Here is a 22,882-nt window from a genome sequence, read left to right on the forward strand (position 1 = left end):
AATGAAGGCGATTATAAACGTTGGATTAGTCGGCTACGGTTTCGCTAGCCAAACCTTCCACGCACCGCTGATTCAGGCCACGGAAGGCCTGGACTTGGTCGCGGTGTCTTCAAGCGATGCCGCCAAGGTGCAGGCGTCACTGCCGGATGTTGAGGTAGAGGCGCAGGCATTAGCGCTTTGTCAGCGTAGCGATATTGATTTGATCGTTATTCCCACCCCTAACGATACCCACTTCTCCCTCGCCAAAGCCGCTCTCTCGGCGGGCAAGCACGTAGTGGTCGATAAGCCGTTCACGGTCACCCTATCGGAAGGAAAGCTGCTCAAAAAGTTAGCGGATGATAAAGAGCGTCTATTGTCGGTGTTTCACAACCGTCGTTGGGACAGCGATTTCTTGACCGTTAAAGCCCTGCTTGAGGCGGGGACGCTAGGACGCCTGGTCAATTTTGAATCTCACTTTGACCGTTTCCGCCCGGAAGTGCGCGATCGCTGGCGCGAGAAGGCCACCCCTGGTGGCGGCATTTGGTTTGATCTGGGGCCACATTTGCTAGATCAAGCCTGTGAGCTGTTTGGCATGCCCCAGTCTATTCTGCTAGAACTCGGCGTGCTGCGAGATGGCGCCCAGGCTGACGATGACTTCCTGGCGCTGCTCGACTACGAAAGCTTTCGCGTTACCTTGGCGGCGGGCACGCTGGTGGCCGAACCAACGCCGCGCTTTCGGATTAATGGCACCCAAGGCAGCTTTATAAAATACGGCTTAGACCCTCAAGAGGATCGCTTAAAAGCAGGCGAAGTGCCGACATCCCAATGGGGCGAAGATAGCCAACATGGCACCTTGACGCTGCGTGAAGGAGAGGGGGATAACGCGCCGCTAACGCGTTGTGAACTTCCAACGCTGCCGGGGGACTACCTGGCCTATTACCAAGGCATTGCTGCCGCTATCCGCGATAAAGCACCGTTACCGGTCAGCGTCGACGACGCTTTGCGCTCAATGGCCCTACTGGAAGCAGGCCTGGACAGCCACCGCCAACGTCGTTGGATCGCATTGAAAAATCATCTTTAGAAGTAGGAGCTAGTTGTAGCAGGGAGCTTCAGCTCGCGATGGGTTAGGCTTCCAGCCAGCTTAAGCGAAGGGGCGCCTTCGGCACCCATCGCCCACTGGAAGTGGCTTCCTACAATGGCACAGAGCCTGATACGTACACCGGTGCTAGGCGTTAGTTGTAGGAGGGAGCTTCAGCTCGCGATGGGTTAGGCTTCCAGCCAGCTTAAGCTAAGGGGCGCCTTCGGCACCCATCGCCCACTGGAAGTGGCCTCCCACAATGGCACAGAGCCTGATACGTACACCGGTGCTAAGCGTTAGTTGTAGCAGGGAGCTTCAGCTCGCGATGGGTTAGGCTTCCAGCCAGCTTAAGTTAAGGGGCGCCTTCGGCACCCATCGCCCACTAAAAGTGGCCTCCCACAATGGCACAGAGCCTGATACGTACACCGGTGCTAGGCGTTAGTTGTAGGAGGGAGCTTCAGCTCGCGATGGGTTAGGCTTCCAGCCAGCTTAAGCTAAGGGGGCGCCTTCGGCACCCATCGCCCACTGGAAGTGGCCTCCCACAATGGCACAGAGCCTGATACGTACACTGGTGCTAGGCGTTAGTTGTAGGAGGGAGCTTCAGCTCGCGATGGGTTGGGCTTCCAGCAAGCTTAGGCTAAGGGGCGCCTTCGGCACCCATCGCCCACTGGAAGTGGCCTCCCACAATGGCGCAGAGCCTGATACGTACACCGGTGCTAGGCGTTAGTTGTAGGAGGGAGCTTCAGCTCGCGATGGGTTAGGCTTCCAGCCAGCTTAAGCTAAGGGGCGCCTTCGGCACCCATCGCCCACTAAAAGTGGCCTCCCACAATGGCACAGAGCCTGATACGTACACCGGTGCTAGGCGTTAGTTGTAGGAGGGAGCTTCAGCTCGCGATGGGATAGGCTTCCAGCCAGCTTAAGCTAAGGGGCGCCTTCGGCACCCATCGCCCACTGGAAGTGGCCTCCCACAATGGCACAGAGCTTGATACGTACACTGGTGCTAGGCGTTAGTTGTAGGAGGGAGCTTCAGCTCGCGATGGGTTAGGCTTCCAGCCAGCTTAACCTAAGGGGCGCCTTCGGCACCCATCGCCCACTGGAAGTGGCCTCCCACAATGGCACAGAGCCTGATACGTACACCGGTGCTAGGCGTTAGTTGTAGGAGGGAGCTTCAGCTCGCAATGGGTTAGGCTGCCAGCCAGCTTAAGCGAAGGGGCGCCTTCGGCACCCATCGTCGAAGTGTCGAACCACCACTAAAAGTGGCCTCCTACAATGGTGCGGAGCCTAAAGGCTGCTCTCAGTCAAGCTAATTATTGTTTCACAATAAATCCGTTGCACTATTGCGCTTCTCTTCCCGCAACCTATCCCGGGCGATATAGAGCGCGGCGATGGCGCGGGCTTCGTGAAAATCCTCGCGCAGTAGCAGGGCGGGCAGTTCCTCAATGGCGTGGGTTTCCACAATCAACGGCTCGGGCTCATCCCCCGGCAGGCGCTTGGGGTACAGGTCGGTGGCGAGGAGTACCTGCATACGGTGACGCATATAGTTGGGCGCCAACGAGAGCTCGACCAGCGGTTCAATGCGGTGAGCGCCTACGCCACACTCCTCCATCAGCTCACGGTTAGCCGCGGTAATGATATCTTCGCCAGGGTCGACCAACCCCTTAGGCAGGGTGAGCACATAATCTTCAAATCCAGCGGCGTATTCGCGGATCAGCAGTACGTGGTCTGGGTCGGGCATCGCCACCATCATCACTGCGCCGCGATCAGCGCCGGTCAAACGCTCAAATTGGCGCTCTTCTCCGTTAGAAAAACGCAAATCAAGCGACTCAATCTGGAATAAACGGCTCTGGGCCACGCTCTTGCGAGCCAAAATTTGCGGCTTTTGCTGGTAGCCCGAGCGCTTGGTACTGGCGCCTTCAGGGTGATTGAAGGTGTCGCGCGTTGGGGGGGACGTAGACATAAAAGTGGGCCTCCATGGCTGGTAAAAGGCGGTTAAGCTACAATAGCACGCTTACTCCTAACGTGACTGGAGCGGCAATGATTGATTGGCGCGAGATAGACACCGTCCTCTTGGATATGGACGGCACGCTGCTGGATTTACACTTCGACAGCCACTTTTGGCTCGAGCATCTGCCGCGGCGCTACCGCGAACTGCACCAACTGGATGAGGCTTCCCAGGAGGCGCTGCGTGCGCGCATTATCGGCGGGCAGGGCACCTTGAACTGGTACAGCCTGGCGTACTGGAGCCGCGAGCTGGGCGTGGATATCGTCGCTCTGAAGCGCGAAGTCCAACACTTGATAGGCCTGCGTAGCGATGCTCTGGATTTCCTCAAATGGCTCAAACAGGCCCATCCGAGGGTCGTGCTCGCCACTAATGCGGATCGTGCGAGTCTTGCCCTGAAGCTGCCGCTCACCGGTTTGGAAAGTTACCTGGACGTGATTGTCTCTTCCGAGGACGTAGGAGCTGCCAAAGAGGAGCAGGCGTTTTGGTTTGCGCTACAAGACATCGAAGCTTTTGATCCCGCGCGCACGCTGTTTATCGATGATAACGCCCGCGTGCTCGAGAGTGCTCGTGAGTTTGGCATTAAGCATTTGCTGGGCATTAAACAGCCCGACAGCCAGCGGCCTGAAAAAGAGCTGCAAGAATTTATTGCTCTTGATCGCTTTGCTCACCTGTTACCCGAAAAGCTTCCTGAACAGGTGTCAGCAACCCAAGGAGTGCCTAAATGAGCGAGAGCGTACGCTTGGATAAATGGCTGTGGGCCGCACGTTTTTTTAAGACCCGCGCACTGGCCAAGAAAGCCATTGAGGGCGGGAAAGTGAATTACGACGGCGGCCGCGCTAAAACCAGCAAGCAGGTGGAAATCGGTGCGCTTATTCGCGTGCCCCAGGGCTGGGAGATATTGGAGGTAGAGGTCTTATCGCTTTCGGATCAACGTCGCGGGGCACCAGAAGCCCGCACGCTCTATGCGGAAACCGAAGAGAGTGTGCAGCGTCGTGCTAAAGAGGCCGAAGCAAGACGCCTCACTAACGAAGCGATGCAGCATCCGCTCAAACGCCCCGACAAAAAGCAGCGCCGCGATATCCAGCGCTTCCAGCGCCATCAGGGTGAGTAGATCCTCGCTGTTAAACGCTAGCCTTCCTTAAATACTTGCTGTTCTAAAATACTAGGTTGCCAAATTATGTCCGATCAAATTCAGCGCTTTATGTTCGATCACACCAATGTCCGCGGCGAGATCGTCACCCTGGCGGGCGCCTATCACGAAGTGTTGGATCGCCACGCCTATCCACCAGCGGTGAATGAGCTGCTGGGCGAGCTATTAGCCGCCGTGGCCCTGCTAACTGATACCGTGAAGTTGGATGGCACGCTGAGTATCGAAGTGCGTGGACGCGGCGTTCTGTCACTGTTAATGGCCGAATCCAACCCCGGTGGCGAACTGCGCGCGATTGCCCGCATAGCAGAAGACGCCGCACTGCCCAGCGAGCACGCCAGCTTCCGCGAACTGGTGGGCGAGGGGCAGATCGTGATTACCCTCGATCCCCGGGAAGGTAATCGCTATCAAGGTATTGTGGCGCTGGATCAAGAGTCCCTGGGTGGCTGTCTGGAAGCCTATTTCAGCCAGTCCGAACAGTTGCCAACCCGCCTCTGGTTAGCGGCAGATGAGAAGCGGGCGGGCGGGTTACTGCTTCAGCGGTTACCAGAAGAGTCACAAAACCAGGATGTCGATGCCTGGGATCGCAGCGTACAGCTAGCCGATACGATCAAAACGGAAGAGCTGCTCGGCCTGGAGCAGTGCGAGGTGCTGCATCGTCTCTATCACGAAGAGACCGTGCGCGTTTTTGAACCCAAAGCGCTGCGCTTTGGCTGCACCTGCTCCCGGGAGCGTATGAGCTACGCATTGCACTCTCTGGGCAAGGAGGAACTGCGCGATATTTTGCACGAGCAGGGGGCTATTGATACCCAATGCCACTTTTGCCATACGAAATATCACTACACAGCAGCGGATATTGAAACTTTGTTGGACGACCCCGAAGCGCCATCGCCCACGATTCACTAACTATGTAGTCGAAAGCGTATACCAGGGCGACTACCTGCTGTACTAGGAGCGCCATTGTATTCAATGATTTTGGCGGTTCTTGCAAACGACTGTTTTAATTTTTACTGCGTTGCAACACAAAATGTAGTGCCTTTGTAGTAGTTTAACTACAAGATATTTGATCTTCGCCCCCGTTTCCTGGGGGCTTTCTTTTTGCCATAATGCGCCGGACTTCAGCGCACCCAGCCGGTTTTACAGTGGTTGGGATGAACATCAAGGCGTCGGTGACGCCCGGTAAATCGAGAGAAGCCCAGGAATCGACATGACCACGACTCAAGCCGCTCCCCAATCACACGTTAATCTCAGCAGCGCCGAACTAGTTGAGCGCGCAGTGGCACGTGGCGAAGGACGCCTCTCAGCCAACGGCGCCTTGGTAGTCAATACCGGCCTGCGCACCGGCCGCTCACCGAAAGACCGCTATATCGTTGATGAACCCTCCACTAGCAGCCAAATCGATTGGGGCAACGTTAACCAGCCCTTCGACGCCGACAAGTTCAACGCCCTGTGGGATCGAGTCAATGACCACCTGATCAGCCAAGAGCATTTTGTCTCTGAACTGCACGTGGGTAGTGATTCTACTCACTATCTGCCGGTGCGCGTCACCACCGAAACCGCTTGGCAAAACCTGTTTGGTCGTACCATGTTTGTGCGCCCGCTGGCCTACAATCAGGCGGTTAAAGACGAGTGGACGATTCTTAACGCCGCAGGTTTTGAGTGTGACCCTGCTCGCGATGGCACCAACTCTGATGGCTGCGTGATCATCAACTTCGCCGCGAAAAAAGTGCTTATCGCCGGTATGCGCTACGCCGGTGAAATGAAAAAAGCCATGTTCTCGGTGCAGAACTTTCTGCTGCCAGCCGCCGACGTACTCCCGATGCACTGTTCGGCGAACGTGGGTGAAGATGGTGAAACCTGTCTCTTCTTCGGTCTCTCTGGCACAGGTAAAACCACGCTCTCGGCGGATCAGGCGCGCTTCTTGATTGGTGACGACGAGCACGCTTGGGGCGACGGCATTGTCTTCAATATGGAAGGCGGCTGCTACGCTAAATGTATCGATCTTTCCGAGAAGAACGAGCCGGTCATTTGGAACGCCATCAAGTTTGGCACCGTACTTGAAAACGTGGTGCTGGACGACCGCCGTGAACCTGATTACGCCGACGATAGCCTGACGCAAAACTCTCGTGCCGCCTACCCGTTAGAGCACGTTGAGAAGCGCGTAGCGGAAAACCTGGCGGGCGAGCCGAATGCCATCGTGTTCCTGACCTGCGATATGTCCGGCGTACTGCCCCCGGTATCCATTCTTTCCAAAGAAGCCGCGGCGTATCACTTCCTGTCCGGTTACACCGCTAAAGTTGGCTCCACTGAAATGGGCTCCTCGGAAGGCCTGGCCGCCACATTCTCTACCTGCTTTGGCGCACCGTTCTTCCCGCGTCCTGCCCGTGAGTACGCTGATCTACTGATCAAGCGTGTCGAGAAAAAAGACGCCCAGGTGTACCTGGTTAATACCGGCTGGACCGGCGGCGCTTACGGCGAAGGTGGCGCACGTTTCTCCATTCCGACCACGCGTGCCATCATCAGCGCCATTCAGTCTGGTGTTCTGCGCGACATCGACACCAAGCACATTGATGGGCTCAATCTGCAAGTGCCGCTTGCCGTGCCGGGCGTCGACTCCAGCCTGCTCGACCCGCGTGAAACCTGGCAAGACCGTGACGCCTATGACCGTCACCTCAAAGACCTAGCGACCAAGTTCGTCGATAACTTCAAGAAATTTGAAGGCGTCAACGAAGCGATCATCAAGGCAGGCCCTCAGCTAGGCTAAGACGCCGTTGAGCTAGGTTTACAAAAATAAATGTATAGAATGGGGCAGCGCTACGGCACTGCCCCATTTTTGTGGACATGATTTTTTCGCCTAGCGGTGGTGCGTGGTTGAAAAAGCTAAGGAGCCTAACGTGAATTTCTGGACTCAAAAAAAGCTCGCCAGTATTCATAATCTGCACGATGTTGAGCGGCTGGCGCGGCGCAAGCTACCCAGGCCAATTTTTGGCTATATCGACCATGTCGCCGAGGATGGACGAACCCAGCGCGCGAACCTGAGCGCTTTTGATGAGTACTGCTTTTTACCCAAAGCCTTTGTCAATGTCTCGCAGATAGATCTGCACACCGAGCTTTATGGCAAACGCTACACCGTCCCGTTCGGTATCGCCCCCATGGGTATTAGTGCGCTTTCAACTTACCAGGGCGACTTAGTGCTGGCGCGGGCTGCAGCGAAGCGCAACTTGCCCATGATTATGAGTGGTTCATCGCTGGTGCCCATGGAGGAGGTGGCCAGGGTGGAAGGGGCCGACTGGTTCCAGGCATATCTACCGGGAACCCCAGAAGGTATCGAAGCGCTACTGGCGCGTATCCAGCGGGCCGGTTTCAAAAAACTCGTCGTCACCCTCGATTACCCGGTACCTCCTAATCCCGATAATTTCCGCCGTGCGGGGTTTTCATCGCCGCTGGAGCCAAGCCTGCGTCTAGCCTTGGATGGCTTGCTGCGCCCAGGCTGGCTGTGCAATACCTTCCTGCGCACCTTGTGGAAGCATGGCATGCCGCATTTTGAAAACAACTATGCCGAGCGGGGCGCGCCCGTTATCTCCCGCCAAGCCGCGCGGGATTTTTCGGGGCGGCGCCATTTTGACTGGGGTTATCTCGATTTGGTGCGGCGCCTTTGGCCCGATACATTGATCGTCAAAGGGATATTAAACCCGGAAGACGCAGTACGTGCTCAGCAGGCAGGGGTTGATGGCATTATTCTTTCAAACCATGGCGCCCGCCAGTTGGATTGCACTATTTCACCGCTCCAGGTGCTACCCGAGATCAAGCGTCGCGTGAGTGATATTCCCATTATGATCGACAGCGGCTTCCGGCGTGGCACCGACGTGATAAAGGCGCTGGCATTGGGGGCTGATTTTGTCTTTGTGGGGCGCCCCTTCAACTACGCCGCCGCCTGCGCAGGGCAGGCCGGGGTAGAGCATGTCGCCGATCTTTTACAACGTGAAATTGAGCGTAATATGGCGCTGCTCGGGCTGACCAGCCTCTCTCAGCTAGACCGCTCCTGCCTCTATCAACCAACAACCGGTGAGGCACCACCGGCTGCGGCAGACTGCATTAGATAAGGCTGCATTTCTATCCATTCCGAAATGCCCCATAAGCGCATGCCTTCGTCTTTAGCGGCCTGGATATCGGCGGGTAAAGCCAAGCTATTGAGGGGCCACATCAACGGCAACAATAAAACGAATAGCAGATGCGTTGCTTTTGCCATATCTCTACTCAGAAACCAAAGCGGTGAGGAAATCTTGAGAGCGGTGGGTGACGGCCTATCCATTCCGCTTCCGCTAATGCTTCGGCTTCCTGGCGTTCACTTTCATCCAACTTATCTTGGTTTCGACTCATAAGGCTGCTTGGAGAATTATCGCCACCCAGTTCATGTGATAGGGCATAAAGTATTGCCCATCCTTTAATGGGATCTTCTTCATTGATACAACGTTGATCGGGGGGATAGGACGGATCAAGGTAACACCAGCCTAAACCAAATCGGTTACTATAACTTCCGTTATCTGATGCTTGTACCATCCATCGCCAGCTAGTTTCGAAGTCTTGTTGCTCTCTATTGACACGTTCCATCTGCTCCATGGCGGGTACATAACCCTGCTCAGCCGCACGGCTAAACCAGCTTTCGGCAGCGTCCAAGCGACGACTTTTCGTAAAATACCAGCCTCGTCCGCCCATGATTCGGCGGCCCCACGTGTTTTGGGCTTCGGGAAGCCCGGCTTCGGCGGCACGTTTCAGCCACTTGCTTGCGCGGGTGGGGATGCCCAGCAAATTGTACACAGAGGTTACCCAAGAGGTATCGAGGTTGGCGTAGATGTAGTACATCGCCAGCATGGCCTCCGGGTCACCGGCTTCGGCTTTGGGTTGGGTGATTTCCAGCGCGGCCTCACGCCAGCCTTTTTCTTGCCAATCATCGCTGCCCTCGGGGCATCTGTCGCCGACGATACAGGCGCCGCCTTGAAATAAGCGAAGCATGGCATAGGGATCGCCTTGTTCGGCAGCCTTTAAATACCACTCCATGGCTTCAGTCGTTAAGCCCATATGACGCAAGCGATGTACTTCAGCCAGGTAGTACATTGCTTCCATATCACCCGCTTCTGCTGCGGGTTCCAAATATGGAATGGTTTCTACCGATATGCCAAGGCCATAGAGGCGCATACCTTCATCTTTGGCAGTCTGGATATCGGCGGGTAGCGCCCAGCTATTAAGTGACCACAACAACGGCAGCAATAAAACGAATAGCAGACACGTTGCTTTTGCCATATCTCTACTCAGAAACCAAAGCGGCGGGGAAATTTAGAGATAGGTGGCTGCCGACCTATCCATTCGGATTCCGCTAATGCTTCGGCTTCCTGGCGTTCGGATTCGGTCAACTCATCGTGGTGCCAGCTCATAACACTGCGGGATGAGCTATCTTCAATTTCATTATCTAAGCTATATAAAATCGCCCATCCTTTTATTTTGTCCAGCTCGTTCTGGCACCGTTCATCACGATCTGGCTCAAGATAGCACCACCCTACGCCTAACCGGCTATCATAGTTTCCATGCTGAGAAGCTTGTTCCATCCATTGCCAACTTGCTTCAAACTCTTCTTGATCTCTATTGACTCGCGCCATCTGCTCCATGGCGGGTACATAACCTTGTTCAGCCGCACGGCTAAACCAGCTTTCGGCGGCTTCCAAACGGCGGCTTTTAGTAAAGTACCAGCCTCGTCCACCCATGATTCGGCGACCCCACGTGTTTTGGGCTTCGGGCAGTCCTGCTTCGGCAGCCCGCTTTAGCCACTTGCTTGCCCGGGTGGGAATGCCCAGGAAATTGTAAACAGAGGTCAATCGTGAGGCATCGAGATTGGCGTAGATGTAGTACATCGCCAGCATGGCCTCCGGGTCGCCCGCTTCGGCTTTGGGCAGGGTGATTTCCAGCGCGGCTTCACGCCAGCCTTTTTCTTGCCAATCATCGCTGCCCTCGGGGCATCTGTCGCCGACGATACAGGCGCCGCCTTGAAATAAGCGCAGCATGGCATAGGGATCGCCTTGTTCGGCGGCCTTTAAATACCACTCCATGGCTTCAGTCGTTAAGCCCATATGACGCAAGCGATGTACTTCAGCCAGGTAGTACATTGCTTCCACATCACCTGCTTTTGCTGCGGGTTCCAAATAAGGAATGGTCTCTACCGATATACCAAGGCCATATAGACGCATACCTTCATCTTTAGCGGCCTGGATATCGGCTGGCAGCGCCCAGCTATTGAGAGGCCACATCAACGGCAGCAATAAAACAAATAGCAGACACGTTGCTTTTGCCATATCTCTACTCAGAAACCAAAGCGTCGGGGAAATCTTGAGAGCGGTGGTTGACGGCCTATCCATTCCGCTTCCGCTAGCGCCTCAGCCTCCTTCTTCTGATCTGCGGTTAATTCTTCTTGATTCCAATCCATAATATCTTCTGAATTGTTGTCTTCTAGCTCAACATGTAGTGCATAAAGAATTGCCCAGCCTTTAATAGGGTCTTTTTCGTTAACACAGCGCTGATCAGGAGGGTAAGACGGATCTAAGTAACACCATCCTAAACCTAGTCGATAGTCAAAACTTCCATGCAAGGATGCTTGCTCCATCCATTTCCAGCTTTCGTCAAAGTCCTGTTGCTCTCTGTTGACATATTCCATTTGCTCCATGGCGGGTACATAATCCTGCTCTGCCGCACGACTAAACCAGCTTTCGGCGGCTTCCAAACGGCGGCTTTTCGTAAAATACCAGCCTCGTCCGTTCATAATATGGTGCCCCCATCTGGTTTGGGCTTCGGGAAGCCCCGCTTCGGCAGCCCGCTTTAGCCACTTGCTTGCACGGGTGGGAATGCCCAGGAAATTGTAAACAGAGGTTAATCGAGAGGCATCGAGATTGGCGTAGATGTAGTACATCGCCAGCATCGCTTCCGGATCACCGGCTTCGGTTTTGGGCAGGGTGATTTCCAATGCAGCCTCGCGCCAATCGTCACTGCCCTCAGGGCACTCACCCCCAATGTATGCACCGCCTTGAAATAGTCGCAACATAGCGTAAGGGTCGCCTTGTTCGGCAGCCTTCAAGTACCACTCCATGGCGGCGGTAGTAAAGCCCATCATTTTTTGCCGCCGCTCTGACTCACCCATGTAATACATGGCGTCTACGTCGCCAGCGTCAGCCGCTTGACGCAAATAGGGCATGGCTGCTGTTGAGTGCCCAATGTTGTAAAGGCGCATGCCTTCATCTTTGGCGGCCTGGATATCCGCTGGCAGTGCCCAGCTATTAATTGACCACATTAGCGATAGCCAGAATACGAATAGTAGACGCGTTGCTTTTGCCATATCTCTACTCAGAAACCAAAGCGGTGAGGAAATCTTGAGAGCGGTGGGTGACGGCCTATCCATTCCGCTTCCGCTAGTGCCTCAGCCTCCAACTTCTGATCTGCGGTTAATTTTTCTCGATTCCAATCCATAATATCTTCTGCACCTTTTCCACCCAACTCATGAGACATGGCATAGAGAATTGCCCAGCCTTTTGTTTTATCCTGTTCATTTGGACACCACTCTTCATCGTGGCTGGGGTCCAAGTAACACCATCCCACTCCTAGTCGGCTATCAATATTTCCGCTATTGGATGCTTGCTGCCTCCATCGCCAACTCTCTTCAAAGTCCTGTTGCTCTCTGTTCACATAGTCCATTTTCTCCATGGCGGGTACATAACCCTGCTCAGCCGCACGGCTAAACCAGCTTTCGGCGGCTTCTAAGCGGCGGCTTCTCGTAAAATACCAGCCTCGTCCGTTCATAATATGTCGCCCCCATCTGGTTTGGGCTTCGGGAAGCCCGGCTTCGGCAGCCCGCTTTAGCCACTTGCCTGCACGGGTGGGAATGCCCAGGAAATTGTAAACAGAGGTCAAACGAGAGGCATCGAGATTGGCGTAGATGTAGTACATCGCCAGCATAGCCTCCGGGTCACCGGCTTCGGCTTTGGGCAGGGTGATGCCCAATGCGGCTTCGCGCCAATCGTCACTGCCTTCAGGGCATTTGCCCCCAATGCATGCACCGCCTTGAAATAGACGCAGCATGGCATAGGGGTCGCCTTGTTCGGCGGCCTTCAAGTACCACTCCATGGCTTCAGTGGTTAGCCCTCGACCTAACAACCGCGTGGCTTCACCTAGGTAGTACATTGATTCCACATCACCCGCTTCGGCGGACTGCTCTAGATAAGGCTGCATTTCTATCCATTCCGAAATGCCCCATAAGCGCATGCCTTCGTCTTTAGCTGCCTGGATATCCGCTGGCAGTGCCCAGCTATTTAGTGACCACATTAATAGCGCAGCAAGCACACTTTTTTTAAACAACATGACTAACAGTACCTTTTTAATTTTCACGATAGCGAACCCGTGTGCCACGAGGCGTGGAATAAGTCTCACGATATTCCTCAATATCAGTCCCTAATCGACGAGATATTTGGTCGTATTTTTCTTTTTCTCTTCTAGCATCAGCACTACCCTCCCCATTTCGCTTCATAAACTCATCCAACTCTTCGCGATTATGGCAGTAGGCCTCCACCCAGGAAGAATAACTATCAAACTGACCTGTTTGGGACATTCTTGCCACGGCACGTTCAAACAGATGCTCAGCGGCCTCTCGGCTGTAGCGATTGTCCAAATATCCTTGCTCCAGCCACTCCACACACTGGGCAATCGCGATTTGCTGTAGATCAATGGCCCGCCCTCTATCAACTTTATCTCCATCGATGTCGACGGTAGGGAAAAACCAACCGGGAGAGGTAATCAGTGTGTTAAGTAACGGCCCCAGCGCTTCCGGCGGGAGATGCTGCACCCAGGAACACATTTCTTTTTGCCGAGGATCGTTTACAAATGCATAAGCCACCATCACCGCTCGATTGCTCTGGGTCATTAACTCGTAAAGGCGCTTAATACCGTCGATGCCTCGGGCGGCCAGTAGGCTCACATCCAGCAGGGTGGTGGTGGCCAGATAGGAGAGGTGGCTAAAGCCTTCAAAGGCGTCAGCATCTACCCAATCGACAAATCCGTAGTCATTGTCGCGCAGAGCCTGGCTCAGCATCATCATCCACAGATTAAGCTGCCGCGGGTCTAATTCAATCGCGAGTTGTCCACCAACGCCTACCCCGGCAACCAGTTTGGCGCGAACATAAGCAATAAACTTGCCTTGATGAAGGCCCAACCGCATACCCAATTCGCCACCAATACCGCCGTTGGCTTCCAGCCCCAATACGGCTTTGCCCAGTGAGCGCCAGACCTCCAGGTCGTTTCGCTGGGTGCTGAGGGTTAGCCAATCCTGGTCGGCCAGCTGAGGTAGCTGGCGGGTAATATCCATTGGCGGCTTCCAGCGTAACGAGCAGGCGGTCTGTACCCCCAGCGTAGCGCCGGCAAATGCCTTAAGTGCGCCGCCTTCAGCTTCCCGCTTGGCCCACTCTGTCCCGGTTATTTTGACGCCTTTATGGTCAAAGCTAAGCCCCGTTTGAGCGGTAAGCGCGAGTGAGGCCCCCGCAAACCCTTTAGCGACAGCGGTTACCTGTAATGAATAACGACCTAAGTTGCGTCGTTCGCCGTCGTTTTCTTGCAAGACGGCATAATAGGGCTGGGCGTTGGCTTCTTCGGGTAAGTTAAACGTCCCCAAGCTGATTTCACCCCGTGCCAGGTTGTACGTGCCTTTGATGGAGAGCTGATGATTCACGCCTCCACTGACCTTCGTTCCTCTAGCATTAGGATCACGGGTGCTTTGCCAACTCTGGTCGTGAGGGCCACCCATATTGCGCTGCGCGCCAACTTCGTTATTTCGCTTCGCGCTGCTAGAGGCATTCACCCCAGAGGTTGTCTTCGTCTCCTCTAGCTCAAACACTTCCAGCGTGGCATTGCGTTCGATGAGCGTGACGGGCTCTTCAAAGTGAACCCCCAATGCCTCATTTAGCTCAGTATGTGGCATGCCCACCAAACGGAGCATTTGCGCCTGGGCGCTGGCATCAAACAGGCGTAGTTTTTCTCGGCTGGGGCCGGTGAAAATGATTTTTTCGAGGGTGTCTTTCCAGTCAGCTTTGGCCCCTTTATCCTGCAACGATTCGACGATATGGCCCCGAGCCGAAAGGGTGGCATACAGTTGGTCGGGTAGGAAAAAGCCTAGTGGCTCTTCAAACCATTCGGTGTGTCGCAAAATGCGTTCGCAGCCTCGCCGTGCAAGCCAACTGGAAAGGGCCGTTTCGTTGGCTTGCCACAACGTGGCAGGCAGAACGCCATCTTGCTCAAGGTGCCTTTCTAAGGTGGCTCGTTCGGCATCGGGCATATCGCGCATTAAGTGCCGTAAGCTGACATGACTGAGAGAGCGCCGTCCCATTGGGGAGCTAAACTCCCTTAGTGGGAAGTCATTGCGCACCAATACATCAATGGATTGGCGTTTGTAGCCAAGCGCATGCCGCTGGTCTTCTATATCCGCCTGCCAGTAAAGCACTCGCTGGGGAACCATGCGCGCTACCTGGTGCTCGGCGGCCTCGTAAAGCGCATCTAGTTGGTTGGTTAGGCGTTGGAACTCTGTTCGCTCTTCCTCGAATAAATGCACCGGTAGCTGAGCTCTACGGGCCGTGGCTGTGGCCCATTCGGATAATTCATCCTCAATATCTTTGAAAATATCAACCGCTTGTTTAAGCGTACGGTTGTAGTAATCGAAACCGTTGACACCCGGTTCGAGCCGCCCCTGCATACTGGTTGTCGTTACATCAGCCAATGCCCACTCAGGCGTTGCGACGCCTAGGGTTGCCAGGGTGAGAATGCTCATTTGGTACGCAGAGACATCGGCGTCTAATTGCTCTGCTGACGCCTGGAAGTAATCCCTAATCACCTCACAACGGGATGAGTCTTTGGGCGTCATGGATTCGCAATCTTCTAAGAAAGCTTGGTATTCGGTTAGCGCCTCACTCACGGAAAGGAACTCACCGGGGTTGTCGACGGAAACCATCTCGCGGATAAATTTCTCTCGGCATTGACGGTAAGTCTCCAGCGCTTTCTCTATCTCTTCTTCCCAGGCGCCGTAATAGCGACCGCCATCCAGTACGTAGCCAGCCTCTTTGGCCTTTTCGGTGCCTGTTTGATAAAGACTATGCAGTTCCGAGATCAAGCGTGTTTCTTCAGGGCGAGTCAGCCGATCCCAGGCATACGAGCCGGACACAAGAAGCGGCGAAATCCACATCCAGCCATTTTCCATAAGCGGACGGTACTCACTCACCCGCTGGCCGGCATCAATTGCTTCTTCCTCTTCAGTTCTATCCGCATTCAGCAGCTCGGCTAAACGTTCCAGCTTTGCTTTGACGCTTTGGCGTTCACTATCATCTAGAAAGTTTTCCGGGCGAGCTGGTAAAAAACACTCGATTAGGCCTGCATCTTCTGCCAAATGGCGCATGCGTTGCTCTGGATCTTCGGTAAGGACCCAGTCGGCCAACTCGTCAGAGGCTTCGTGTAGCGCATCAGCAACGTCTTGGGTTAGTAGCCAGAAGTCGCCTGTCCCGGTGATGTAAATAATGTCAGCCCACTGCTTGGCGACACACATCAAGGGCTCTTCGTCGGGTATCTCGCCTAAATAAGGCCCTAGATTGAATCTATCTAAATTAATAGCGTTGCTTGGCCCGTTCGCCGTCATGCTAAGCTCTCCATCGCACTAACACGCTGCTTAGTAGTTAATCTTTGATCGTGAAGTATGTCTTCATGCTGCATCCATATTGACTCGTCAGCGTGTTGTATCGCTGCAAGTAAGCGCATCAGGTCACGTCCGCGTTTAATGCCGCATCCCGAACATTTTTTTAGCCTTTCCAGCCAGTTTCTTGGCAACTCTTCCAAGGGGATTTTGGTGGTATCACTCAACCACCACGCCTGTTGGCTTTCCTTCAACGCCGCTTCCATTGCGGCGCTAAGTTGCCATCGCTCTGATGTTGCAGAGAAGGGAGCATTGGTCTGCCACACCAGCCACTGGCCCTGAGGAGTGGGGGTTGCCACTTGATGCAGAGAGTTTAACCAGTGTGAGTAAATGCTGGCGGGAGCGCTGGCGAGCAGTGCGATCCAGGCCGCAGGCTGCTGAAGATTGATCAATGATTTACCGCCGTGCGGGTCATCCAGCATGAAGAGTGCCTGTAAACAATCAGCAGTGCTGTACAGCGTTTCATTGGGCAGTGGTTGGCACACCCATCCCAAACGCTGCTGGCAGAGCATTTTGGCGAAATGCCAAGCTTCACTGCCTACTTCAATATCCAGTAGCCAGGGGCTGGCTTCCAATAGAGGTGACAGCGGCGTACCCGCAAACAGCGCTATAAAGTCGCGCTTGCCCGAAAGGGATAGCAGTGACCTACACTGATCCGGCGAACGACGCTGGTCGAGTACGACATAAACCGTTTGACCGTGCTTTAAGCTCCCTTCTGGACGATCAACCCGGCGGCTACGCTCGCTAATATTGCTTAACCAACCAGGCATGGACAATCCTCTCGGGTGCATTGGGTGTTACTCATCTTGCCGCAAATCGGCATAATGACGGCTTCGCTCAGTTGATAATCCGTAAGCTTGGGCAGTGAGGTGGGCGGTATTGCTTGATGCACCTCCGCCATTGCATGCCCAGGTAGTAGCGGGCTTTCTGTCGCTTGCCCGCTGCCGTTGCCGGGGTTGCCACCGGAATTGATATTGACCTGTGAGCCAACAATGCTTACCCCGCTGGGGTCTAGTTTGATAAAGCTGCCGCCGACTTTAAGAGTGATCTCCGAACCGGCCTCAATAACCACTTTCATACCGGCTTTGTGGTGTATCTCTTGCCCAGCTTCTGCCAAATAGGCCTGACCTAATCGCATGTGCTGTGTGCCATCAACAGTAAGGTGATCATTGCCATTTACTTTGGTACAACGGTTACCGTGCACCGTGTGATGATCGTCGTTATCGATCTCGCTGATGCGATCGTTGCGCACCTTGAGGTGGCTGTCTCGGCGGATCTCCTCGGTGCGGTCGTTAAGGGTCAGCAGCTCCAGGTCTTTTTGGGCGTGGAGCCAGATCTGCTCTTCACCAGTGGCGTCCTCGAAGCGCAGTTCGTTAAAGCCTTCCGATTTGTGGCTTTGGGTGCGGATGACCGTTCGGGTCTTGTGCTCCGGCAGTGGGTAGGGCGGGGTATTCACCGCGTGATAGTTGCGCCCGGTGACTAGCGGTTGATCGGGGTCACCCTCTAAAAACGAAACAATGACCTCATGGCCGATCCGGGGGATCGCCATGCTGCCGTAGCCCCCTCCGGCCCAGCCCTGGGCCACCCGCACCCAGCAACTGGCGGTTTCGTTGGGCTCGGCGTAGCGATCCCAGGGAAACTGCACCTTGACCCGGCCATGTTCGTCGCAGTAGATCTCTTCACCTTCGGGGCCGACCACAAAGGCCACCTGGGGGCCATCGACCCGCGGCTTGGGGTTGGGCACCGGGCGGAAGGTCTGATCCTTCGGCATGATCACCACGTCATTGTGGTAGCGGGTCATTAGCTCGCCTGATTGGGCACTGTTCCCGTTATTTCCCCGGGCCATGCCGTCCTCTTCCAGGGCCTGAGGCTGTTCGCCGTGGTGAACCACCGAAACCACCTGCCAAGCGCGGTTAAGGCTATCGATATCGTGGTCGGTGAGGGTAAAGCAGATACCGGGGGCGAGTTCCGGCAGGTCACTCTCGGCCTCGGCGGTGGTTGCATCGGCGCGCAGGGACTCTAAGCGGTGGCGGGTAAAGGGCTTGCCGGAGGCATCCTTCTTGTAGCGGCCGGGGTAGTCGAAGTGTTCGTAATCCTCCCGCTGGGCGTGTTCGCCCAGCCCCGGCGCCTGGTGCTCGTGGATCTGCGCATAGGCAGGGTTTTTAAATGTGTAATCCTTGAGCATCGCCGAGGCGGGGCGCACCCGGCTAACCTGACGCAATTTACGCAGGTGGCGTCGGGGCGGGGTACCCCCGGCGCGACTGTGGTAGGTGCGCTCGCCCACGCTGGGCAGCACCACCGTGGCATCGGCAAACACCAGCTGGTGTTTACCACCTTCGGCATTTTCAAATTCATGAAAATAGAAGCAGCCCTCTTCGGCGGCTAAACGCTCGATAAAGGCCAGGTCGGTCTCGCGGTACTGAACCAGAAACTCCCGATCCAGGGGCGTGCGAGTGGTGGCAAAGCCGATATCGGTGAGGCTGCGTTCGCTGGCTAAAGTGGTGATGGCGTCAAAAGGCGAGGTGTCCTGAAAGATCCGCGAATTATGGCGCAGCGATAGCCTCCACAGCGCGGGACGAATCTCCACCCGATAGAAGCTGCGCCGGTGTCCCCTGTCGCCGCGGTGAAGCTCTGAAATCATGCCATGCACGCGACGTAGCGGCTCGCCGTCCTGCCAAATGGTCAGCGTGGCGTTTTGATCCAAGCAGTCGCTGGGCGACAGGTCGTGGGTGCGGCTGGCAAACTCAACCGAGAGCGCAAACGGCTCAGAGAGGGCCTCGCGATGGGTAAAGCGCACCACGGCGGTGTCATCGGCCCCGGGTAGGGTCAGGGTAAACTGTAAGCCTGTGCTATCCGCCCCCGTCCTTTTAGACATAATGCCGCTCCTTGGATCATCAACTGCTAATGAGAAACGGTCAGGATAGCGAGCCGGGGTCAGAGAGCAAGGCCTGGAGGGCAAGTGACAGGGATCTCTTACACGTTTGTAAGAGATCTCTTACAAAATTTTAAGCGATGTCTTACAGCTTATGGAGCTTAGCGGTGATTGGCTGAAAAGTGCTGCTCCCAGAGTGATGGCAAACCGGGAAGTATTTGGAGTGCTGAGGAGCTTCAATTACTGAAGACGAATTGCGAACTGGCCACTGTTGAGCTGGCCAAGCTGCTACTAAGGGCTCGGAGGCAGGTACAGCATCAGAACGGGCATAGATTAAAGCCTAAACCCTTCAACAATATGCTCGGCCAGGCTATCGATAATCGGTGACTGGGTGGAGGAGGTGTGCTGCAAAACGATGGACGCTTCCGGCAGTTCGGGAAACCCTTCTATTTTACCCAATATCTGCATGTCGGCGGTGACTAAACTGCGCATCCAGGCAGACACTGCCAATCCCGCCCCCACAACCGCCTGTAACGTCGCCAAGCTTGGGCTGCTGTAAGCGACTCGATAGGCCCGGCCTGCGCGATCCAGTGCATTGCAGGCGTGACGCCGACAAAAGCAGGGTGCCTCAAACATGGCAAGGGGCACCGGTGTCTGTAAATGAGTGCTGTGGCTCTCAGCAGAGACCCATACCGTGGGCTCCCGTCTTAATATGGTGCCAATCTCATCGCCAATTTCCCGGGTCATAATGATCAGGTCTAGGCTGTCTTTAGGCTGCTGAGAGAGTACCGAAGACGGCGCGCAGTGCACATCCACATCTACCAGTGGCCAGGCTTGGGAGAAGGTTTTCAGAATGCCGGGCAGAAAACGCATCACATAGTCATCGGGCACTCCCAGGCGTACACGACCCACCATATCGGGCTGGCGTAGCAGCGTCAGCGCCTCTCCCTGCAGCGATAAAATCTTGCGCGCATAGCCCAGCAGCGTATGGCCTTCGCTGGTCAGCTGCAGCGGCTTGCTTTGGCGCACAAACAGCGGGCGCTGAATAACGTCCTCTTCCAACCGCTTAATTTGCATACTCACTGCCGATTGGGTGCGGTTCACCGTCTGAGCGGCGCGGGTAAAGCCGCCTTGATCAACAATGGCAACAAAGGTACGTAGCAGTTCGTGATCGATCGTGGGAAGCATAGCCATAAGTATCAATCTTGCTGATGTTGAGCATAAGGAGTATTCGTTGGATTGATTTTAGACGCTGCTCAATACTTCCTTCAACGCTTATTTGCTATGCCGTTGTAAGCGGCTATAAGGAGGTTGAAATGGAGTGCTCAGTCGCAAGTCATCAAAACGTACAGCGCCAGCAGGCGGAGCAGTGCGACAAAAAAGTAACCTGGCGGGAAAGGCTCTATCGCTGGCGGCAGCTGCGTCGTGAACGCTATGCGTTGCGCCATTTGAACGACGATATGTTGAAAGATATTGGCATTAGCCGGGAAGCCGTTCAGCGCGAGTCACGCCGTCCGTTCTGGGATGACCACGGGTGGCGACGCTGAAGCCGCAAGTCATGCCAGCCGTGGCGCGTTTGTGATACCTTGTTGGCACTAAAAAATGCTGCATGAGTTAGTTGCAATTTATGGATGTCAATCAGCGTATTATTTCCCGCCTGGCCACTGAGCTTGGTGTGCGTCCCGAGCAAGTATCTGCCACGGTGGAGCTGCTGGATGGCGGCGCCACCGTGCCGTTTATTGCCCGTTACCGTAAAGAAGTCACCGGCGCGCTGGACGATATCCAGCTGCGCCAGTTGGATGAACGTCTTCGCTATCTGCGTGAGTTGGAAGAGCGCCGCGCCGCGGTACTTGTCGCCATTGATGAGCAGGGCAAGCTCGATGCTACGCTGAAAGCCAGCATTGACGCCGCCGAGACCAAGCAACGGTTGGAAGATTTATACCTGCCGTTTAAGAAAAAACGCCGCACCAAAGCGCAAATCGCTCGCGAAGCAGGGCTTGAGCCGTTGGCGGATGCGCTGCTTGCCGATCCAACGCTTAATCCGGAAAGCGAAGCGGAAAACTATCTGCGTCCGACTGAGGGTGATATCCCTGCCATCGAAGATGCCAAAGCCGCCCTGGATGGCGCCAAGCAGATCTTGATGGAGCGCTTCGCCGAGGATCCCGAACTCATCGGCCAACTGCGTGAACGGCTGTGGCAAGAGGGCGAGCTCAGTGCCCGCGTTCTGGATGGCAAGCAGCAGGAGGGCGCCAAATTCTCCGACTATTTCGAACACGATGAGAAACTCGCCAAAGCGCCATCACACCGCGCCTTGGCAATGTTCCGAGCGCGTAACGAAGGCGTGTTGAGCCTGTCGATTCGTCTACCCGGCGAAGACGAAGCTCTCATTCACCCCGCCCAGTTGGCGATTGCCAAGCAGTTTGGGATCAGCGACCAGGGCCGACCGGCAGATAAATGGTTAGCCGAAGTCGTCCGCTGGACCTGGCGGGTGAAGCTCTATACAGCACTGGAGACCGAGCTGCTGGGTCGCCTACGCGAACAGGCCGAGCTTACCGCCATTGAAGTGTTTGCGGCTAATCTAAAAGACCTGCTGCTAGCCGCGCCGGCGGGGCAGAAAGTCACCCTTGCCATCGACCCCGGTCAGCGCACCGGCTGTAAGGTTGCGGTGATCGATGCTACCGGGCAATTTGTCGATCACACCACTATCTACCCCCATGCGCCGCAAAACCAGTGGAATGAAGCCTTGAACGTGCTGGCTAAGCTGGTGAAACAGCACGGCGTCGAGCTGATTGCGGTGGGTAACGGTACCGCCAGTCGTGAAACTGACAAGCTCGCAGGGGAGCTGCTAAAAGCCCTGGCGCCAGCGCATCGGCTAAGCAAAGTGATGGTCTCTGAAGCAGGCGCCTCGGTTTACTCCGCCTCGGAGTATGCCTCACGGGAAATGCCGGATCTCGATGTTACCGTCCGCGGTGCTGTTTCCATCGGCCGCCGCCTGCAAGACCCGCTGGCCGAGCTGGTTAAGATCGAGCCTAAATCCATCGGTGTGGGCCAGTACCAGCACGATGTTTCTCAGGTGCAGCTATCGCGTAGCCTGGAAGTGGTCATTGAGGACTGTGTTAACGCTGTAGGTGTTGACCTCAATACCGCTTCCAGCGCACTGCTCTCACGGGTAGCCGGTCTGAGTGCTGCGCTGGCCGAAAATATCGTTGCCCAGCGCAATGTCAAAGGCGCCTTCAAAAGCCGTAAAGAGCTGTTAGAAGTGAGCCGCCTCGGTGCCAAAACCTTCGAGCAGTGCGCGGGCTTCCTGCGTATCCACAATGCTGATAATCCCTTGGATGCCAGCGCCGTCCACCCGGAAGCCTACCCACTGGTGGAACGTATCGCCAAGCAGAGCGGCCGTGAAGTGCGCGGCTTGATTGGCGACAGCGCCGCTCTGAAAGCGTTAAAGCCCGCCGATTTTGCCGATGAGCGTTTCGGCGTGCCCACCGTCAGCGATATCCTCAAAGAGCTGGATAAACCCGGCCGCGACCCTCGCCCTGAGTTTAAAGCGGCTGAGTTCCGCGAAGGGGTCGAAACCCTTAATGATCTCAAGCTTTCCATGGTGCTCGAAGGCACAGTCACCAACGTGACCCACTTCGGCGCTTTTGTGGATATCGGCGTTCATCAGGATGGCCTGGTGCATATCTCGGCGCTATCTGATCGTTTTATCGATGATCCGCGCAGCGTAGTCAAAGCAGGGGATATCGTCACCGTTAAAGTGATGAGCATCGATATCCCCCGTAAACGGGTAGGTCTATCGATGCGTTTGGATGACCAGCCTGAGGCTGAAAACGGTGCCAATAAGCTCAGTGGCTCGCCTAAAGATCAACACAATGGTGCCCGTAAACCGGCTCGAAACCAGCGTAACAACGCCAATAAAGCGGAAGCGCCGGAGCCTATGGGTGCACTGGGTGCTGCGCTGCTGAAAGCGCGTGGCGGCAAATAGTCGCGTGCCCTGGAAGCGAAGGTGTCTTGAAAAAACGATCGTTGCCGCCATATCCTGT

18 protein-coding genes are annotated in these 22,882 nt (G+C 55.3%); 8 read left to right on the plus strand and 10 right to left on the minus strand.

The genetic code is table 11. The features are described 5' to 3' along the window. Position 1: 1 nt before the first annotated feature. Positions 2-1,060: an oxidoreductase gene (locus SR894_RS06305; RefSeq protein ID WP_223288231.1), complete on the plus strand. Its 1,059-nt coding sequence runs from the start codon at positions 2-4 to the stop codon at positions 1,058-1,060. A 1,312-nt stretch (positions 1,061-2,372) separates the two neighbouring features. Here the strand turns inward: SR894_RS06305 and nudE are convergent. Then, positions 2,373-3,014: an ADP compounds hydrolase NudE gene (gene nudE, locus SR894_RS06310; RefSeq protein ID WP_227404802.1), complete on the minus strand. Its 642-nt coding sequence runs from the start codon at positions 3,012-3,014 to the stop codon at positions 2,373-2,375. Between the two features lie 77 nt (positions 3,015-3,091). Here nudE and yrfG point away from each other — a divergent pair, with 77 nt between their 5' ends. The 5 genes from yrfG (at position 3,092) to SR894_RS06335 (ending at position 8,309) form a co-directional block, all read left to right on the plus strand. Next, complete coding sequence (gene yrfG / locus SR894_RS06315) at positions 3,092-3,784, plus strand: GMP/IMP nucleotidase (RefSeq protein ID WP_223288230.1); 693 nt, start codon at positions 3,092-3,094, stop codon at positions 3,782-3,784. Next, positions 3,781-4,170, plus strand: a complete 390-nt coding sequence (locus tag SR894_RS06320; protein ID WP_071692655.1) for an RNA-binding S4 domain-containing protein — start codon at positions 3,781-3,783, stop codon at positions 4,168-4,170. Before yrfG ends, SR894_RS06320 begins: the two co-directional genes overlap by 4 nt. 66 nt (positions 4,171-4,236) lie before the next feature. Continuing rightward, complete coding sequence (gene hslO, locus SR894_RS06325) at positions 4,237-5,112, plus strand: Hsp33 family molecular chaperone HslO (protein ID WP_223288229.1); 876 nt, start codon at positions 4,237-4,239, stop codon at positions 5,110-5,112. Between the two features lie 301 nt (positions 5,113-5,413). Further along, positions 5,414-6,970, plus strand: a complete 1,557-nt coding sequence (locus tag SR894_RS06330) for a phosphoenolpyruvate carboxykinase (protein WP_133730288.1) — start codon at positions 5,414-5,416, stop codon at positions 6,968-6,970. Positions 6,971-7,100: 130 nt separating this feature from the next. Next, positions 7,101-8,309, plus strand: coding sequence for an alpha-hydroxy acid oxidase (locus SR894_RS06335; protein ID WP_223288228.1), 1,209 nt, complete (start codon positions 7,101-7,103; stop codon positions 8,307-8,309). Here the strand turns inward: SR894_RS06335 and SR894_RS06340 are convergent. The 9 genes from SR894_RS06340 to SR894_RS06380 form a co-directional block, all read right to left on the minus strand. Continuing rightward, the gene (locus tag SR894_RS06340; RefSeq protein ID WP_223288227.1) at positions 8,258-8,455 is read right to left on the minus strand and encodes a hypothetical protein; all 198 of its coding nucleotides are present in this window, start codon (positions 8,453-8,455) and stop codon (positions 8,258-8,260) included. The two genes, SR894_RS06335 and SR894_RS06340, sit on opposite strands and share 52 nt — an antisense overlap. 8 nt (positions 8,456-8,463) lie before the next feature. After that, positions 8,464-9,507 (minus strand): tetratricopeptide repeat protein, encoded by a 1,044-nt coding sequence (locus SR894_RS06345; RefSeq protein ID WP_223288226.1) that lies wholly within the window; start codon positions 9,505-9,507, stop codon positions 8,464-8,466. An 8-nt stretch (positions 9,508-9,515) separates the two neighbouring features. Continuing rightward, on the minus strand, positions 9,516-10,550 hold the full coding sequence (locus SR894_RS06350) for a tetratricopeptide repeat protein (protein WP_223288225.1): 1,035 nt from the start codon (positions 10,548-10,550) through the stop codon (positions 9,516-9,518). Between the two features lie 8 nt (positions 10,551-10,558). Continuing rightward, a complete protein-coding gene (locus tag SR894_RS06355) occupies positions 10,559-11,584 on the minus strand; it encodes a tetratricopeptide repeat protein (protein ID WP_223288224.1) in 1,026 nt (341 codons plus the stop codon). An 8-nt stretch (positions 11,585-11,592) separates the two neighbouring features. Then, positions 11,593-12,603, minus strand: coding sequence for a tetratricopeptide repeat protein (locus tag SR894_RS06360; protein WP_223288223.1), 1,011 nt, complete (start codon positions 12,601-12,603; stop codon positions 11,593-11,595). A gap of 16 nt (positions 12,604-12,619) precedes the next feature. Then, positions 12,620-15,913: a hypothetical protein gene (locus SR894_RS06365; RefSeq protein WP_223288222.1), complete on the minus strand. Its 3,294-nt coding sequence runs from the start codon at positions 15,911-15,913 to the stop codon at positions 12,620-12,622. Then, on the minus strand, positions 15,910-16,737 hold the full coding sequence (locus tag SR894_RS06370; protein ID WP_223288221.1) for a DUF4123 domain-containing protein: 828 nt from the start codon (positions 16,735-16,737) through the stop codon (positions 15,910-15,912). The genes SR894_RS06365 and SR894_RS06370 overlap by 4 nt, the downstream gene beginning before the upstream one ends. Further along, positions 16,722-18,842 carry a type VI secretion system Vgr family protein gene (locus SR894_RS06375; protein WP_223288220.1) on the minus strand — a complete coding sequence of 707 codons (2,121 nt, stop codon included), beginning with the start codon at positions 18,840-18,842 and terminating at the stop codon, positions 16,722-16,724. Before SR894_RS06375 ends, SR894_RS06370 begins: the two co-directional genes overlap by 16 nt. A gap of 330 nt (positions 18,843-19,172) precedes the next feature. Further along, positions 19,173-20,033, minus strand: a complete 861-nt coding sequence (locus tag SR894_RS06380) for a LysR substrate-binding domain-containing protein (RefSeq protein ID WP_223288219.1) — start codon at positions 20,031-20,033, stop codon at positions 19,173-19,175. A gap of 122 nt (positions 20,034-20,155) precedes the next feature. On the opposite strand from SR894_RS06380, the gene SR894_RS06385 reads away from it, so the two are divergent. Together SR894_RS06385 and SR894_RS06390 are read left to right on the plus strand one after the other, a co-directional pair. Further along, on the plus strand, positions 20,156-20,386 hold the full coding sequence (locus SR894_RS06385; protein WP_133730291.1) for a DUF1127 domain-containing protein: 231 nt from the start codon (positions 20,156-20,158) through the stop codon (positions 20,384-20,386). A gap of 80 nt (positions 20,387-20,466) precedes the next feature. Next, positions 20,467-22,824 (plus strand): Tex family protein, encoded by a 2,358-nt coding sequence (locus tag SR894_RS06390; RefSeq protein WP_133730292.1) that lies wholly within the window; start codon positions 20,467-20,469, stop codon positions 22,822-22,824. The last annotated feature ends 58 nt before the right edge of the window (positions 22,825-22,882 follow it).

Origin of the sequence: Vreelandella neptunia, assembly GCF_034479615.1 — a bacterium.
GTDB classification, from domain to species: domain Bacteria; phylum Pseudomonadota; class Gammaproteobacteria; order Pseudomonadales; family Halomonadaceae; genus Vreelandella; species Vreelandella neptunia.